16 protein-coding genes and 2 tRNA genes are annotated in these 15,715 nt (G+C 66.6%); 2 read left to right on the forward strand and 16 right to left on the reverse strand.

Features of this window, described 5'->3' with window-relative positions; genetic code table 11:
- Positions 1-13: 13 nt before the first annotated feature.
- The 8 genes from FK267_RS10075 to FK267_RS10110 all read right to left on the reverse strand — a co-directional run bounded on the left by FK267_RS10075 (position 14) and on the right by FK267_RS10110 (position 8,431).
- Positions 14-460 (reverse strand): HIT family protein, encoded by a 447-nt coding sequence (locus FK267_RS10075; protein WP_075378203.1) that lies wholly within the window; start codon positions 458-460, stop codon positions 14-16.
- 531 nt (positions 461-991) lie between these two features.
- Positions 992-1,915: an Abi family protein gene (locus tag FK267_RS10080; protein ID WP_075390765.1), complete on the reverse strand. Its 924-nt coding sequence runs from the start codon at positions 1,913-1,915 to the stop codon at positions 992-994.
- Between the two features lie 174 nt (positions 1,916-2,089).
- Complete coding sequence (locus tag FK267_RS10085; RefSeq protein WP_141407084.1) at positions 2,090-2,854, reverse strand: metal-dependent transcriptional regulator; 765 nt, start codon at positions 2,852-2,854, stop codon at positions 2,090-2,092.
- Positions 2,851-3,585: a vitamin K epoxide reductase family protein gene (locus FK267_RS10090; RefSeq protein ID WP_141407085.1), complete on the reverse strand. Its 735-nt coding sequence runs from the start codon at positions 3,583-3,585 to the stop codon at positions 2,851-2,853. Before FK267_RS10090 ends, FK267_RS10085 begins: the two co-directional genes overlap by 4 nt.
- A 93-nt stretch (positions 3,586-3,678) precedes the next feature.
- Complete coding sequence (locus FK267_RS10095; protein WP_141407086.1) at positions 3,679-5,694, reverse strand: metallophosphoesterase family protein; 2,016 nt, start codon at positions 5,692-5,694, stop codon at positions 3,679-3,681.
- Positions 5,695-5,702: 8 nt separating this feature from the next.
- Positions 5,703-6,560 carry an HAD hydrolase family protein gene (locus FK267_RS10100; RefSeq protein ID WP_141407087.1) on the reverse strand — a complete coding sequence of 286 codons (858 nt, stop codon included), beginning with the start codon at positions 6,558-6,560 and terminating at the stop codon, positions 5,703-5,705.
- 115 nt (positions 6,561-6,675) lie between these two features.
- Positions 6,676-6,849, reverse strand: a complete 174-nt coding sequence (locus FK267_RS10105; protein ID WP_010614985.1) for a methionine/alanine import family NSS transporter small subunit — start codon at positions 6,847-6,849, stop codon at positions 6,676-6,678.
- A gap of 1 nt (position 6,850) precedes the next feature.
- Positions 6,851-8,431, reverse strand: a complete 1,581-nt coding sequence (locus FK267_RS10110) for a sodium-dependent transporter (RefSeq protein WP_141407088.1) — start codon at positions 8,429-8,431, stop codon at positions 6,851-6,853.
- 227 nt (positions 8,432-8,658) lie between these two features.
- Between FK267_RS10110 and deoD the strand changes: the two genes are divergently transcribed.
- Positions 8,659-9,381, forward strand: a complete 723-nt coding sequence (deoD, locus tag FK267_RS10115) for a purine-nucleoside phosphorylase (protein ID WP_141407089.1) — start codon at positions 8,659-8,661, stop codon at positions 9,379-9,381.
- A gap of 373 nt (positions 9,382-9,754) precedes the next feature.
- Positions 9,755-10,033, forward strand: coding sequence for a DUF1540 domain-containing protein (locus FK267_RS10120; protein ID WP_004565152.1), 279 nt, complete (start codon positions 9,755-9,757; stop codon positions 10,031-10,033).
- A 117-nt stretch (positions 10,034-10,150) separates the two neighbouring features.
- Here FK267_RS10120 and FK267_RS10125 read toward each other — a convergent pair whose 3' ends face one another.
- The 8 genes from FK267_RS10125 to nadD all read right to left on the reverse strand — a co-directional run bounded on the left by FK267_RS10125 (position 10,151) and on the right by nadD (position 15,664).
- Positions 10,151-11,038 carry a hypothetical protein gene (locus tag FK267_RS10125; protein WP_141407090.1) on the reverse strand — a complete coding sequence of 296 codons (888 nt, stop codon included), beginning with the start codon at positions 11,036-11,038 and terminating at the stop codon, positions 10,151-10,153.
- Between the two features lie 126 nt (positions 11,039-11,164).
- On the reverse strand, positions 11,165-11,812 hold the full coding sequence (locus tag FK267_RS10130) for a MarC family protein (protein WP_141407091.1): 648 nt from the start codon (positions 11,810-11,812) through the stop codon (positions 11,165-11,167).
- A gap of 84 nt (positions 11,813-11,896) precedes the next feature.
- Positions 11,897-11,972, reverse strand: a tRNA-Ala gene (locus FK267_RS10135).
- Between the two features lie 40 nt (positions 11,973-12,012).
- Positions 12,013-12,085: transfer RNA gene (locus tag FK267_RS10140), tRNA-Ala, on the reverse strand.
- Positions 12,086-12,178: 93 nt separating this feature from the next.
- Positions 12,179-12,820 carry a histidine phosphatase family protein gene (locus FK267_RS10145; protein ID WP_075374611.1) on the reverse strand — a complete coding sequence of 214 codons (642 nt, stop codon included), beginning with the start codon at positions 12,818-12,820 and terminating at the stop codon, positions 12,179-12,181.
- Complete coding sequence (rsfS, locus tag FK267_RS10150; protein WP_004565156.1) at positions 12,817-13,236, reverse strand: ribosome silencing factor; 420 nt, start codon at positions 13,234-13,236, stop codon at positions 12,817-12,819. Before rsfS ends, FK267_RS10145 begins: the two co-directional genes overlap by 4 nt.
- Before the next feature lie 66 nt (positions 13,237-13,302).
- Positions 13,303-14,991: a hypothetical protein gene (locus tag FK267_RS10155; RefSeq protein WP_141407092.1), complete on the reverse strand. Its 1,689-nt coding sequence runs from the start codon at positions 14,989-14,991 to the stop codon at positions 13,303-13,305.
- Positions 14,981-15,664: a nicotinate-nucleotide adenylyltransferase gene (gene nadD / locus FK267_RS10160; RefSeq protein ID WP_004565158.1), complete on the reverse strand. Its 684-nt coding sequence runs from the start codon at positions 15,662-15,664 to the stop codon at positions 14,981-14,983. Before nadD ends, FK267_RS10155 begins: the two co-directional genes overlap by 11 nt.
- Positions 15,665-15,715 lie beyond the last annotated feature (51 nt).

The raw sequence follows: 15,715 nt of genomic DNA on the forward strand, positions 1-15,715 counted from the left end.
GGTAGCGTCGGGGCTACGCGAGCGCCGCGCTGTCCATCTGCGCGGGCACGAACTCGCCCCAGCCGTCCTCGACAAGGCCGGCCCGCAGGCGCTCCATGGCGGCATCGAGTTCGGGGGCCTCGGGGTGGCGGGCCGAGGAGAAGGACAGGTCCTCCTCGCAGCGGATCGGCAGCACGTGCAGGTGCAGGTGGTCGACGCCGTAACCGGCCACGACGAGCCCGGCGCGGGGCGCCTCGAAGACGCGCACCTGTGCAGCTCCAATGCGCTTGGCGACCACGGCCAGGTGCGCCACCACGTCATCGGGCGCGTCCACGTAGGAGTCGACCTCGAGCCGCGGGACCACGAGGACGTGCCCGTCGGTGTGCGGCTCAATGGTGGCGAAGGCGACACAGACCTCGTCCGCCCACACGAAACGGCCGGGGATCTCGCCGGCGATGATCTTGGTGAAAATCGTGCTCATGGCAGCATTGTCCCCCAGCCGCGCCCGGATCCATCCAGGTTTGTCAGCAGACGAGCAGTCGCTCACGGGCACGAGTCGGCACGACGTCGAGCCACAGGCGAGTGCACAGATACCGCGCCAACTAATCCGGAACGAACTGGACCTGAGCGGGATCGAGCCGTTCAACGTGCTCGATGGCCGTGAAGAAGATGGCCTCCTGGTCGCGAACCAGGGCCGAGCCCCCCCGTCACCTCAAGGTGCAGGCCGGGAGTCGCCGGGCCACCATCCATACTGTCCACTCCTCATCATGGATGAGAACGTGCTCTCTGATGGCGTAGGCGGAAGTGTCTGCCTCGCTTTGGAAGAAACGGTGTCGCCAGGAACTGCCTATTGCTGCCCCATGAGTCACTCTCTCGCTCGAGCCACGATGAACGCACAGGAGCCTATCAAGTCGACAAGTACGCAACACCCTGACTTTGAGTAGTTTCGATAGCAATAGTCCGACAATTCAAGTTCACACCACCAACTACACCTCACAACACACTAGATGTCCTACAATTTCCATAGTCCACCCTGAACCCAACCATCAGGAGCGCCCGTGCTCCAAAAAGGAACAACCTCGTTTTCGGGAAACGTCCTGAACACCGAAGGTAGTATTTTAAGATTACCCGCCTTAAGAACTCTCAGTAGATATTGAATCAAAGTAGCCTGACCAAAAATTCGATTCATTGCATCGACACAGAATAGCACCTCGGGATGCGTTTCCCTTCTCGGCAACCTAGGCGTTTTACCATAAACTCGATTATACATACGTCCATGATGTGCCGCGATGTTTCTCACGATATTCAGGGCTTTTAGCCAAGATTCCAACTGAGGAGAAGTGAGATTGACAGCATCAGCAACCTTCACCTGAGCAACGCGAGGTGACATTGAATAAAGATGCGTCAACATCCCCCAGTCCAACAACTCAACCGCCACCCATATCGGAAGGGTTCCACCATATCTCTCCTTGTGGTGCTGCACAAAGTCCTCACGAGAAGTATCCAACTTTTCGTTATACCTCTTCAGCCACTCTTTGTATTCTGACGAGCGCTCCCCTCTTGCGACAGGACCTAACAAATCTGCATTAAGATGGATGCACGGGTCTATCTCACCCAACGCATGCCCAACCAAGGCTCGCATCGACAGTTCAACTGGCGCCAGCGCAGCGAGGACCGCCACCCTAAGTCGTGCATCAAAATCATAGAGAGCAACCACATCATCAAAAGCAGAGCCAGGAAGAAAACGATCAGATCGACCACCCCCATCCGGCCTACGCATACGGAACGGATACCAGTACCCCGATAGGCGATAGTAGTTGACCCGACGCAATTTCTCGATGGCTCGCTCACGATCTGCAACACACATTCCCCGCCCTATAAGGAGATCTACCTGCTCCTCATAAGTTTTAAAGCTCTTGGGCTGTTCAACCACCATTGCCACCTTGACTCATCATCGAGATAAAACGAAGACCGGCCCTGGACTTCCTTGACGGAAGCGGAACCGGTCGTGATGGCTAGAAATATAATCGACGAAATGCCCGAGATCCAACTTAATGCAACATGACTTAAGTCACAACTTTGCACAAAATAGGGTAGTGACAGCTTCAGGTCAGGCCAGCAGCCACAGGGAGCCGTCAGGGATGACGGCCTCCGGAGCACCCTTGGACGCTGCACCGCGTGAGGCGTCGTCGTCCAGCAGGGTGATGACGGTCGCCCGCCTGCGGCCGCCGCCCTCCACGGCCGGTGCCACGGTGCCCCGATCGCGGATCCGCACCCGGCTGTCCAGCCCGATGCCGGCCCGCTCCAGGCGGCGCAGCGTCTCGGTGTCGTCCTGAATCCGTCCGACGACGCCGTCGGAGCCCACCGGCAACGTCTCCAGGCCCACCAGGTGGGGCACGATGAGGCGGCCGTCGGCCGTGGGGATCGGGTCCCCATGCGGATCACGGGTGGGGTGCCCCAGGACCGCATCGAGCCTCTCCAGCAGCCGCTCAGAGACGGCGTGCTCGAGCTCCTCGGCCTCAGCATGCACCTCATCCCAGCCGAAGCCGAGCCGAGTGACCAGGTAGGTCTCCAGGATGCGGTGACGGCGGATCATGCCCATGGCCCGACGTCGCCCCTCCTCGGAGAGGGTGACGGCCTTGTAGGGCTCGTGGACGAGCAGCCCCTCCTCCACGAGGCGAGCCACGTTCTCCGAGGCGGTCGAGGGGGCCACCTCCATGCGTTTGGCCAGGCCGGTGACAGAGGCGCCCGCGCCGCCCCACTCGCACGCGGCCCACACAACCTTGAGATAGTCCTGCGTGACGGTCGAGTCCCCCGCCACCGAGGACTTCCCACCAGACCCGCTTGGAGCCCTCCGCTCCTTGGGCGCAGTCACCCGAACAGCCTCGCCAGCTGGCCGCCGAAAGCGATGACGATGGTGAGAACCACCACCAGGTACATCGCCGCCGTGATCCACCAGCGGGCCTTGAGCACGTCCAGCGCCAGGTTGTCACGCAGCCCCAGGTGCCCGCCGGCCGCGGCCCAGGCCCAGGAGTGAGCGGCCACCGGGATGGTGACGGACCAGATGACCATGCAGAAGGGGCAGAGCTTGCCGAAGGTCATGATGGATACGGACAGGAACCAGATGACGAAGGCGATCCCGCCGAGGCTGCCGGCGCTGAGCCCCCACCACATCCAGCGCGGCAGGCGCGCACCGCTGAGCAGTACCAGGCCGATCGCGGCCAGGGCCCCGAAGGCGATGGCCCCGACGAAGGAGTTGGGCACCCCCAGCAGGTTTCCCTGCCACACGTTGAGGGAGTCGCCGCAGGACACCAGGGGGCTGACGTCGCAGACGAGCTCCGCGTACGGGTTGCGCAGCAGGTTGAGCTGGGCGGTGATGAGCTCCCAGCAGGCAAGGATCCCGATCAGTGCGCACACGGTGAGCAGCCAGCCGAATCCCCGCTCGGCCCCGGAGCGCCGCAGCCAAGCTGGGCGCGCGGACGAGCCCTCGCCGGTATCACGACGAGCGCGCCGGTCGAGCTCTTGAGCGGGGCCGGAGCCCAGGTAGGCCTCGAGCTCTTCCTCGCTCATCTCATCGATCTCGGCATCTGTGGGCATGCGCGACATCGTCAGTCTCCTCACCGGTGGTGCGTCAGCAGTTCTTCTGGGCCTCGTAGGGTTATCAGGACGAGAGCGTAGCCACAGACGGTCACCTCTGTCCTACCCGTCCGAGGATTCGCTCTCCCCCTGGGGCTCTGCCCCCTCCTGTGGCGCAGAGCCATCCTCGGGCCTCGTGCTCTGCGGGGCTCCGGTCGGTGTCGGCACCGGGGTGGCCGACGCCGTCGGGCTCGGGGTTGAAGCCATCGTGGCTGTCGTCTGTCCCGCGGCGAGACCCGGCACGGACCGCCAGGCCCCCACCGTCACCGAGGCGTCGGAGTGGAGGATGACGGCGCGCCAGGCCACCAGCGCGCCGGCGGAGTCGAAGGACATGACGTGGAGGAAGGCGTCCTCGGTGACCGATCCCAGGGACGTGCCGCCCTTACCCGCGCCCGAGATGATCCCGGTGACGGGCAGACCGGTTCGGGGGCTGATCGTCGTGGTCATCCCCCGTTCGGCGTGGACGTGCCCGGCCAGGAGCAGCGGCGCGCAGCCCTCCTTGGTGAGCGTGTCGAAAGTGGCGGGCTGATGAATGAGGACGACGTCGACCTGCGTGCTCCCGCAGCTGGTCGTGGCCAGGCGGGAGGCGATCTTCTCGGTGGTCTCCCCGTTGCGGGGCTTGGTGCCCGCAGCTGTTGTGCGCTCGGCGTCGTCGTGCCCCAGGAAGGTGATCCCGGCGACCGTCTGGACCGAGCCGTTGGTGACGGTCCACCCCTGGGAACGCAGGCGGGCGGCCGTGGCGTCGGAGTCGTGGTTGCCGATCGTGGCGACCTTCTTCGTCGAGCTCGGGACCGCCTGGGTCAGCGCGTCGACGCACACCCGCTCCGGGTCCGAGCCGGTCATGGTCAGGTCGCCGTCGTCCATGTGGATGTCGGCACCCGAGAGCTGGTCGAGGACCCCGGAGAAGGCGATGACGTCGAGGTTGCAGTGCAGGTCCGTGGTGAGCACGGCGGTCTTGCGTCCCCGCTCTGGCACTGATCGGGCCCCGGTCACCGAGATCGAGGGCGTCGCGGTGGCCCGTGGGCTCTCAGAGGGCTGCGGGGCGGTGCCGGGCTCCGGGTCGGGGCCGGCATCCACCAGGGTCTTCGCGGAGGAGGCCCTGACCCGGCTCTGAAGGCTCTCGGTATCCACCTTGCCGTCGACGGCGGTGACGTCCACCAGGCCCTCAGTCTGCTCGGCGGCCTTCCATGCGGCCCGCAGGTTGGTGTCCGCCTTGGCGTAGAAGCCCTTGTTCGTCTCCACGAAGGTACGCGCCTTGGACCCGTAGGCGGTGACGACGTCAGCGATGCGTCCCGAGAAACGGGCCTGGGCCAGCGGCGTCCCCTCCAGGACGGACAGGGTGGAGCCGGGCGAGGTGGCCGTGCGCATGGCCGGCACCAGGAGGGAGGCCGCGGTGGCCACGGTCGCACAGGCCGCCACGGTGGTGGCCCAGCGGTGTGAGGCGCCGGCTCGGACGGTCTCGCGCCAGGGCTTGGTCGGCGCCAGGCGCCAGGCGGCCACACAGCACAGGAAGATCGCCTCAACGACCCCGGCCCGGCGCAGGGCGTCGCCGGCCAGTGCGTAGAGGCCCTGCCGGATCGTCAGGTCGGGGTGGGAGACCAGTGAGAGGTAGGAGGTCGCGTCGGAGGACAGGGACTGGCCCACGCTGGCGGCATTGGCCGTATCGGGTGTCGGATCGCCCGGGATCTCCCCCAGAACCACCTTGACGCCGAGCATTCCTGCCGGGGACTCCAGCGAGGCCGTTCCCAGCGGCCCGAGGTCCAGCGTGACAGTGGAGTCCAGGGTCGTCGACCAGGTCGCCTCATGCGGGCCGACCGGTGACGAGGCCGTCGCCGTGGACAGACCCAGCAGGAGGGAGACGAAGCTGGAGGCCAGGATCATGGCCGCTGTTCCGATCACCGTGCGGGTGCCGGGGCGACGACGACGCCACCACAGGCGCGGCGACAGCAGCACCGTGACGACCAGGGCGCAGCAGCGTCGCACGGCCGTCAGCAGACCGTCCCACAGGTCTCCTGCTCGCTCGGCGGTGCCGGTATCGGCGTCGGCTCCGGTGTCAGGGCCTAAAGATGTCTGTACCACCGCTCGCCTCAGAGCCGAGCACCCAGCGAGACCTGGGCGGCCGGGTCCTCACCGCCGTGCACGTCAGAGGCGATCAGACTCGCCAGGGAGGTGACGTAGGCAACGGTGTCCTGCCAGCCGCTCACGGCCTGGCAGGGAACGCCCAAGGCCTTGACGGGGTAGTCGTTGCCCTCCGGGTCCAGGCGGTCGCCGACGAAGATCATCTCCTCCAACGCGATACCGGTCATCTCCGCCAAGCGCTTCATGCCGTAGGCCTTGTCCACCCCTTTGAGGGTGATGTCGACACTTGTGGAACCGCCTGAGCGAACCTCCAGGTCCGGAAGGAGCGGGGCGACGGCGTCACGCAGAGCGGCCTTCTTCTCACCCGTGGGATCCCACGCGCGTTTGGCGTCCAGGGGGGCCTCCTGCCCCAGCGCGGAGAAGGTGATCTGGCTGCCGCGGTCCTCCAGGATCGCCCCCCAGGTCTGCTCCTCCCACAGACCGAGGCGTCGCGCCTGGGCCTCGACGATCTCAAAACCGGTGCGGATCTGCTCAGGGGTGAGGTCGTTGGCGTAGACCAGCGTCCAAGCGTCCTCATCGCTCTGGGCACGGGAGGGGTCGTAGGTGTAGTAGCGCGTTCCGCAGGTGGGCATGAGGTGAAGCCGGGAGAACTCATCGGCGTCGGCGTCGAGGTGGGCCAGGACCTGGTCGCGGAACTGCCCCACCTGCCCACCGGAGATGATGCAGACGGGGACGACGTCGAGCAGCCGCCTGAGCGCTGTGGCCATGGCCGGTGGCATGGCCGACTTGGAGGGCGCCAGCGTGTCGTCGAGGTCGAAGGCCACCAGGCGGGGCAGCGCCCGGGGGCTCACATCAGTCTGAGTCATAGGCGTATTGTGTCCCACCCGCCTGGAAACCGGCCGAACCGGGCCCCAGACGGGTGGTGGAGTCAGTCTCTCTTCTCAAGCGGTCACGTCCGCGTTTCTCAGCGGACCGCACCGGTCAGTCGGTCTCCTCGGGGTGAAGCATGTGCTCGCGGGCCCGCGCCGAGGCCTCGGCCCGGGCGTCGCGGTCCTCGCGGCGTCCGCGCGAGATGAGCGCGGTGATGGAGACCGCCAGACCGCCCCAGATGATGACGATGGCGAGCAGCATGATGAGCACGGCGATTCCGGTCATCTCAGTCCTCCTCCTGGGAAGCGGCCTCCAGCGTGAGGGCCTCGAACTCGTCCACCGGGGTCCTCCAGGGGATGAGGCTCATGACGGCGGTGCCCAAGGCAACCACCAGCAGCATCCCCCATCCGAAGACCATGACGAAGCCGCTGGAGTAGGCCTCCGACTCATATCCTTCGGACAGGTACGTCCACAGGGTCTGGATGAACATGTACCCCAGCAGGACGGGGACGACGGCGCCGACGAGGACCCTCCACCACAGGCCGATCATCCGGGACTCGGAGACGGCGTTGAGGTGGTCCTGAAGCAGCTTCGTGCGCCGCAGCAGCCAGGCGACCACCACGCACATGATGATGGCCGAGACGACCACGCCGATGTTGTTGATGAAGGCGTCCACCACGTCGAGGTCCGGCAGGCCCGAGCTGGTGGCGAATAGGACGAAGGACAGGACGGCGGCCGGGACGCCGACGACGAGAGAGGCCTTCTTCGGCGTCAGGTCGAGCTTCTCCCCCACGCCGGCGGCGACCACCTGGATGATAGAGATGAAGGAGGTCAGCCCCGCCATGGAGAAGGAGGCGAAGAAGAGCACCCCGAAGAGCGCGCCTCCGGGCATCTGGGCGATGACGGTGGGGAAGGTGATGAAGGACAGGGAGGGCCCGGTGATCTTCATCTCGCTGATCCCGACGTGCTGCGTGTGCGCCATGAAGCCGAGGGTCGCGAAGACGCCGATCCCTGCGAACAGCTCGAAGGAGGAGTTGGCGAAGCCCGCCACGAGGCCGGTTCCCACCAGGTTGGAGCGGCGCCGCTGGAGGTAGGAGGCGTAGGTGAGCATGATGCCGAAGCCCACGGACAGGGAGAAGAAGATCTGCCCGAAGGCCGCCATCCACACCTGGTAGTCCAGCAGGGCGGACCACTTGGGCGTGAACAGGGCATTGAGCCCCTCCCCCGCGCCCGGGAGCAGGAGGGCGCGCACCACGAGGCCGGCAAACATGATGACCAGCAGCGGCAGGAAGATCTTGTTGGCCTTCTCCACACCCCCACTCACGCCCAGGGCGGTCACCACCAGGCCGAAGCCCCACACGAACAGCAGCGGCAGGGCCACGCCCATGACGACTGACGGCGAGTAGGCAACCTCGGAGCCGAGCCGGTCCATCCCAATGTAGTGCTGGAAGAAGCCCGCCGCGTCGTCACCCCAGGCGATGTTGACGGAGAAGAACATGTAGCGCAGGGACCAGGCCACGACCACCGCGTAATAGGTCATGATGACGAAGCAGATGAAGACCTGGAACCATCCCAGCCACTCGAGCCTGGTGGACAGGCGCCGGAAGACCGCCGGTGGCGAGCCCCGGAAGCGATGCCCCAGGGCGTAGTCGAGGAAGAGGATCGGCAGCCCGGCCGCCAGCAGCGCGATGACGTAGGGGACGACGAAGGCGCCGCCGCCGTTGGTGTAGGCCACCCCTGGGAAGCGCCAGATGTTTCCCAGGCCGATCGCCGAGCCGATGGCGGCGATGAGGAAGCCGAGCTGCCCGCTCCACTGCTCGCGCGGGGGAGCCTGAAGAGACTCGCTCTCCCCTGTCTTGGAGGACATGAGTACCTTCCGTGATATGACGAATGGAGGCGACCCAGGGGCCACCTCTTCCTGCGGACTGGTCGCAGGCCCTTTTGTCGTTGGACGCTAGTCGAGCGACCACGATGTGTCGTCTGACGTCCACGATACGGACAGTTGTCAGGGTGGTCGCCTGTCTTTTCTCACGCGATCCATGCCACACTGAACACTACTGTTCACACCTGATTCACCACCCCGAGAGGACCCCCATGGCCACCCCTCACATCGCTGCAGAGCCCGGAGACTTCGCCCCCGCCGTCCTCATGCCCGGCGACCCCAAACGGGCCCAGCGCATTGCTGCGCTCCTCATGGATGATGCCCGCCTGGTCACCGACGTGCGCGGGATGCTGGGCTTCACCGGGACCGTGAACGGCAGGCCGCTGAGCGTCATGGGCTCAGGGATGGGGCAGCCCTCCTTCACGATCTATGCCACCGAGCTGTTCAGCCAGTTCGGGGTGGAGCGGATCATTCGGGTGGGCACTGCCGGCGCCCTGTCCCCGAAGGTCAAGGTCGGCGACGTCATCGTGGCCACTGGCGCCCACACGGACTCCTCCATGAACCAGCTGCGCATCCCGGGCGTCAACTTCAGCGCCGTGGCGGACTTCCGGCTGGCCGCGGCCGCGTACCAGGCCGCGCAGCCCGAGGGGGCTCAGGCTGGAGGAGCAATCCACCTGGGCACCGTTATGTCGCGGGACCACTTCTACTTCACCCCCCAGGGACAGACCGAGGCGCTGGCGAGGTACGGGGTCCTGGGAGTGGAGATGGAGGCCGCCGCCCTCTACGGCGTCGCGGCCGAGTACGACAAACAGGCGCTGGCGATCCTGACCGTCTCCGACCACCTGCTGGACCACTCCAGCGACATGAGCGCCGCCGAGCGCGAGACACGTTTCACGGACTCTCTGCGCCTGGCCGTGGCCGCCGCGCACAGCTGATCGGCGCACGGCCTTCGATCTCGCCGATCTCTCCGGACGATCCGGGCAACAGCGACTCCCCTGAGGCGGGGCGGGCACAGCTCACCCCGCCCTTGACGTCAGTGCCCTCCGTGCAGCGGAAAGTCCTCGACCGCACTCGCGCAGGACTGCCTTACCTGCGAGGAATAACGAAAATCGACGGCACACAACCCCGACTTTCCCCGAGGGCCGCAAACAGACCCGAGCACCTCCTCCTTGGCCGCTAAAACGGCGTCATTTCAACGTTCCTCGACATGCTGCGAGGCAGGGCAGGCTGTCCTTCGTTGCCGGGGAGCGGATGCGGATTTACGTTATTCATGTCCGCAGCGCACATCCGCTCGAAAGGAAAAGCATCATGTCCGTCACCAAGATCTCCTCCTGCACCACCACCTCCTGCGCCTTCAACAACGGCGGCTGCACCGCCTTCGCCATCACCGTTGGTGGCGACAACGGCGCACCGGCCTGCGACACCTTCATCAGCCTCGACGCCCGCGGCGGCCTGCCGGTGGCAGAGGGCCACGTGGGTGCCTGCCAGCGTCTCGAGTGCGTCCACAACAAGGACCTCATGTGCACGGCCGAGGCCGTGACCGTCGGGGGCGACACCGCCGCCTGCACGACCTACGAGGTCCGCTGACCGGAAGGCTCTCCAGCTCGAGCGGCTGGGGGCCAACGGGGGATGCCACCACATGGTGGTATCCCCCGTTTCGGTATTCGCGGCCAGCTGGTCGCAGCCGCAGCTGAGCTGACAGCCTCAGGGCCGAGTCAGGCGCTGCGGCAGAGCGTGAGAGGCCAGCTGCTCCAGGGCCGGCCCCACCTCGCCGGCGTCGGCCAGTGCCTGCCCGAAGGAGACCACGAGTGTGGTGACCTCCTCACCGGTGATGGACATGAGGGTCACCCCGTGAGCATCGACGTCGACGCACAGGGTCCTGTCCCACAGCGTCGGGCACACCCCGACGGCGGGGCGGGAGGAGCAGATCCATCCGGGCATCTGTCCCTCGCGCACGGCCTCGCACACAGCCCGCAGACCGAGCTGACCGACGGCGCTGACCGCCTCGTGGGCGTCCATGATCTCCGGGGAACTCCAGGAGGCCGAGGGCGCCGCAGCGGCATCGGCCGAGTCGATGTCGAGGATCTCCTCGATGTCGTGGCTGGAGACCCCGGAGACGCAGTGAAGCATGACCCGTTCACAGGTGATGACGCCCAGCCGGCCGCCGGGACCCGCGGCGATCTCCCGGACCCGCTCGAGCGGATCCTCCCCGACGATGGCGCAGTGGCAGGCGGAAGCCCGAGAGGAGGCCAGCAGCAGGGCGCGGTCCTCGCCCTCGACCCAGGTCAGGCTCCCCAGCAGGTGAGCGGTGGCAGCCGTGATGCGCACACCTGGCTCGGCGGCGTCGAGAGTGACATCGAGTCGGATGTCGACGGCAACGTCGTCGGGCGCGATGGCCAACGGGGTGCCCTGGGGAGGACATGCGGCAACGAGGATTCGGCCATCGGCACGCAAGGCATGAGCGACGAAGGCGGCCGGCGCGGAGGGGTCGATGCGGTAGGCCGTTACCGCCGCGCTCCCACTGCCGGCCAGAAGACGCCGGGCCGTGCGCCGGGCACGCTGCATGATGTCGGGAACCTGAACGGACGTCACACGCTTACCTTCCTACCGTGTTGCCGCACGTGGGGGCGGGTGCTCCGGGCAACATCTGAAGGTGAGGCTACCCTCAGAGTGCCCGATGGGCCAGTTCCTTGCTGAAACCCGCACGTGGAGCGCGTCTCAGCGAGCCAGCCCGGGGAAGAGGTGCTGGATCCCAACGACGATCATCTGCACCGCGATCGAGGCCAGGATCATGCCCATGAGGCGGGTCATGATGGTGCGCATCGTCATGGACAGGCGAGCACCAATGCTGGCTGAGAAGTAGAGAACGATCCCGAGCGCCGCAAGGACGGCTGCCAGGGCAGCTGCAACCGCCGCATGCCCGCCCAGTCCCTGGGCCTGGGACTGGATGACGATGATGGTTGCGATCGTTCCCGGCCCCACGAGGATGGGGAAGGTCATGGGGTAGAAGGAGACGTCGTTCCCACCACCGGCAACGATGTTGTGCTGCGTCTTCTCCTGCGCACTGCCCTCGTGAGCGCTGGAGCCGCTGCCGTTGAGCATGGACAAGGAGATGATGAGCAGGACGATTCCGCCTGCAATCCGGAAATCGTCGACGCCAATGCCGAAGAATCTCAGGATCGTCGCACCCAGGAGCAGGACGACAGTGCACATGACGGTGGAAGAGATCGTGGTACGAACTGCTGTACGCCGCTGGGTCGCAGCATCCTGTTCCTGGGTGAGGCTCAGGAACAGGGGCAGGTTGACAAAGGGGTTCATGATCGCGAAGAAGGCGCCTAGCGCCTTGATGAGCACAGCAGTAGCCATCCCCACATTGTGCCGCACGCGGCAACGGCGGGCGGAAAAATAAAATGGCCCTCGCCTCATGGCGGGGCCTCTATATCGCTGGTGTGGTGGAGCTAGGGGGATTCGAACCCCCGACCTCTTCCATGCCATGGAAGCGCGCTACCAACTGCGCCATAGCCCCGTGACGGGTGTCCCACCCGGCGTTCACTCCGAGGGGATCGTGGAGCTAGGGGGATTCGAACCCCCGACCTCTTCCATGCCATGGAAGCGCGCTACCAACTGCGCCATAGCCCCGTTCGGGCGTCGCTCGCGTGCGGCGACGCGGATAACTGTATGAAGTTCGGACCCGTCAGGGCAAATCCGCACCACGTGCGCTACCTCACCTGCTCAGCCCAGGATTCTGCCCAGCGGACTGGAGTCCACCGGTGGTCCGGCATTCCACGTCACCACCGCCCAGCCCGGAGGCCGTTTGTTGGTCCGCAGGAGTGCGTAGCAGCAGTTGCTCATGCCACGCAGGCCGAACCACTGCTGAGCATCCATCCCCAGCAGGTAGGTGGCCCCCAGGTTGGTAGCCGCTCCGTGGGAGACGGCCACGATGATGTCGTCCTTCTGGGAACCTGCGACGATGGCCTTGAGCGCCTCCCCCACTCTCTCGGCGGTTTGGCGGCGCCCCTCGATCCGGAACTGAGGGAGGTCTCCCCCGGCCCGCCAGGTGGCGTAGTGCTCCGGCCACTGCTCCTTGATGTCAGCGGCCTTGAGGCCCTCCCAGTCCCCGAAGGACTTCTCCGCCAGACCCTCATCGATCTCGACGCTCAGTCCGGTCAGCGACGCCAGCGCCTCGGCCGTGCCCCGAGCCCGAACCAGCGGGGAGGAGACGATGCGAGTGGGCCCCAGGGCCGCGATGTCCTCGGCGGCACGCCGAGCCTGGTCACGACCGGTCTCATTAAGAGGGACGTCAACCTGGCCCTGAATACGCCCTTGACTGTTGTAGTCGGTCTGACCGTGGCGCCACAGAATGAGATCCGTCATGACGCGGTGGTCTCCCGACCGCCGAGGGAATCACCGTCCTGGCTGCCCTCATGCGCCAGGTCCGCCGGCAGCTCGATGGCGGGGCAGTCCTTCCACAGGCGTTCGAGCGAGTAGAACTCCCGGTCCTCGTTCTGCAGGACGTGAACGACGACGTCGCCGTAGTCCACCAGGACCCAGTGGGCGTCGGCGAAGCCCTCCCGGGTACGGCGCTTGGCCCCGGCTCGGTGCATGGCCTCATCGACCGCATCGACGATGGCGTGGACGTGGCGGTCGTTCGCCCCGGAGGCCAGCAGGAAGACGTCGGTGAGTCCCAGTCGCTCGGAGACGTCGATGGCGGCGAGGTGCTCAGCCTTCTTATCGGCCGCCGCGCGAGCGGCAGCGATCGCCAGGCCGGTGGCGTGTTCAGTGGCGGACACGGATCTCCTTCGGGAGGGTCAGTCGGACATCATGCGGCAGCGGCGACTGTACCGTGCCCACCTCCATCAAACGAGCTGACGGATCCACTCCCCCGCACCGATGCTGGCTGCCATGGCGCTCGTACCACCGCCGAGCTTGCCGTTGGAGATCAGCAGCGCCAGGACAACAGCGATGATAATCAGCAGCAGGACGATGATGAGCGCGGCCATGAGGATCTTGCCGGTGCGCGAGGAGGCGCCGGGCTGCTCCATCGGCAGGACGTGATCCGGGGTGGGAACCCTTCCGGTCACCTCGTTGACGGGAGCCAGGTAAGGCTCCTCAGGGACCTCGGCAGCCGGGGCCGCCACGGAGTCCCACTCGGAGGCCCCCATCGGACCGTTGCCGTTCTCGGCCTCGTCGCTGTAGAAGGCGTAGGGGCTGACGGCCTCGCCGGAGACGGCTGCGGTCTCGGCCGTTCCGTCAACGATCGCCTCCTGGAAGCTACCCGCCTGCGGGGGCTGATGCAGCGACCTCCACTGCGGGGCCCCGGGCGCACCGAACTCGGAGTCCTGTGCCCCCTGAGTCGAGGGCGCCGACGTCGACACCACCATGGTCTGTGCCTCAATGTCGACCTCGACCTCGGCGTCGTCCTGCACCATCGGTTCCTCGATGGAGGGAGCGCCGTAGACATCCTGCACGTCGGCGGCCTCCTGGGCGGACGGCGAGCTGTCCACGGGCTGGACCGAGCTGAGCTCTCCCGTGGAGGCGTTCACGGTGCGCACACCCTGCGCAGCGGCCGGAATCCGCACGATGGGTCGGCGCACCGAGCCGGCGGAGGACGCCGAGCCGGCGCTGACCCCGCTGCGGGAGGTCTCGGCGCTCCGCATGGCCCCGGCCTGCCCGTAGGCGGCGACGTCGGCAGCACCGGGGGCGGTTGCGGAGATGGCGGGAACAGCGGAGGCGGCGCTCACGGCCTCGACCGCCGAGGAGGACTGCGAGGAGGCGTCCGCGTCGTCCTGAGCCACCGGCTCGAGACCCTCCCGGTAGTCGTAGGGGCTGGTGGCGGGCTCCTCGGTCTCAGCGCCGCCACTCACCTCGACGGCGCCCTGAGGCTCATTGTCCTGTGGGCTCTCCGGCTCCTCCGCCTCGGCGACGGAGCCTCCTTCAAGACGGTCCTTGAGTGAGAAGCGGGTGGGGACCGGCGCCGGCTCGGAGCTGGCGTTCGCGGCCCAGTGAGCGTCGTAGTCAAGGGTGGCCACCGGCAGGTCGACGGCCTCCATCAGGCCCGTCTCGATCTCGGAGATCGCCACGGCCTCGGCCGCCGACAGCGAGCGCCAGCTCGGAGCAGAGGCGGCCGACCCCTCGGGGACGGACATGCTCAGGGGCGGGTTCTGCCCGCCCTGCTCGAGATAGTCACCCCCGTCCAGGGCGGTGGGCTCGGCCGGCTCCACCGGCGCGGACTCGGCCTCGTCACCGGAGGTGGCGGAGGAACGGGAGGTGACCGACGAGGGATCGGCAAGAGGATCCTGGAGCGCCTGCGCCTGCTCAGGGGTGATCTCGCCCGCCTCGACGGCAGCCCTGAGCGCCTTGGCCTCCTCGCGCAGACGCCGCATCTCACGCCGGGTCAGGAGCGGCTGCTGACCGGTCAGGATCGCCTCGCGCTCCGCGGCGCGCTCCGCCTGCCGGATCGCACGACGACTACCGCGTGGAGCGTGCTCATCTGGCGTCGGCTCCTCGGACGTGGGGGCATTGACGCCGGTCTGCTCAGTGCTCACCGTCGTTCTCCTTCCTCAGGGACTGCTCGCGGGCCACTCTCGCCGTCATCGACGTCGCCGACGCCGGCCGCAAGGCCATACGATAGAGCCCGTACTTGCGTATGTACTGCACGACACCGTCAGGGACCAGGTACCACACCGGAGACCCCTCCCCGACCCGCTGGCGGCAGTCAGTCGACGAGATCGCCATGGCCGGCACCTCGACCAGCGAGATCCGGTCACGGGGAACCCCGGAGTCACTGAGTACGTGCCCGGGACGCGTCACCCCCACCAGATGAGCCAGGTCGAAGATCCCCTCACTGTCCTTCCAGGTGAGGATCTGCGCCAGCGCGTCGGCTCCAGTGATGAAGTACAGCTCCGCGCCCGGGTACTCGGCCGCGATGTCATGCAGGGTGTCGATCGTGTAAGTCGTCCCACCTCGGTCGATATCGACCCGGGAGACCGTGAACCTCGGGTTGGAGGCCGTGGCGATCACCGTCATGAGGTACCGGTGCTCAGCCGGGGAGACCTTGCGCTCCTTCTTGAAGGGCTGGGCCCAGGTGGGCACGAAGATGACCTCGTCGAGAGCGAAGACGTTCTGCACCTCACTGGCTGCGACCAGGTGCCCATGGTGGATCGGATCAAAGGTTCCACCCATGATGCCGATGCGAAGCGGACGAGCAGACAGGGTCACGCGCTGCGCCTCGCTTCTCTCCTGGGGGACACGTTTGGTTCTCCTCAACCG

This window comes from Actinomyces oris (assembly GCF_006546825.1).
GTDB classification, from domain to species: domain Bacteria; phylum Actinomycetota; class Actinomycetes; order Actinomycetales; family Actinomycetaceae; genus Actinomyces; species Actinomyces oris.

Excerpts from the sequence above, each read along its gene's own strand:
- FK267_RS10120 (WP_004565152.1), top strand. The coding sequence starts at position 9,755 with ATGTCCGTCACCAAGATCTCCTCCTGCACCACCACCTCCTGCGCCTTC.
- deoD (WP_141407089.1), top strand. The coding sequence starts at position 8,659 with ATGGCCACCCCTCACATCGCTGCAGAGCCCGGAGACTTCGCCCCCGCC.
- FK267_RS10090 (WP_141407085.1), bottom strand. The coding sequence starts at position 3,585 with ATGTCGCGCATGCCCACAGATGCCGAGATCGATGAGATGAGCGAGGAA.
- FK267_RS10130 (WP_141407091.1), bottom strand. The coding sequence starts at position 11,812 with ATGGCTACTGCTGTGCTCATCAAGGCGCTAGGCGCCTTCTTCGCGATC.
- FK267_RS10110 (WP_141407088.1), bottom strand. The coding sequence starts at position 8,431 with ATGTCCTCCAAGACAGGGGAGAGCGAGTCTCTTCAGGCTCCCCCGCGC.
- FK267_RS10100 (WP_141407087.1), bottom strand. The coding sequence starts at position 6,560 with ATGACTCAGACTGATGTGAGCCCCCGGGCGCTGCCCCGCCTGGTGGCC.
- FK267_RS10075 (WP_075378203.1), bottom strand. The coding sequence starts at position 460 with ATGAGCACGATTTTCACCAAGATCATCGCCGGCGAGATCCCCGGCCGT.
- FK267_RS10145 (WP_075374611.1), bottom strand. The coding sequence starts at position 12,820 with ATGACGGATCTCATTCTGTGGCGCCACGGTCAGACCGACTACAACAGT.
- FK267_RS10080 (WP_075390765.1), bottom strand. The coding sequence starts at position 1,915 with ATGGTGGTTGAACAGCCCAAGAGCTTTAAAACTTATGAGGAGCAGGTA.
- FK267_RS10105 (WP_010614985.1), bottom strand. The coding sequence starts at position 6,849 with ATGACCGGAATCGCCGTGCTCATCATGCTGCTCGCCATCGTCATCATC.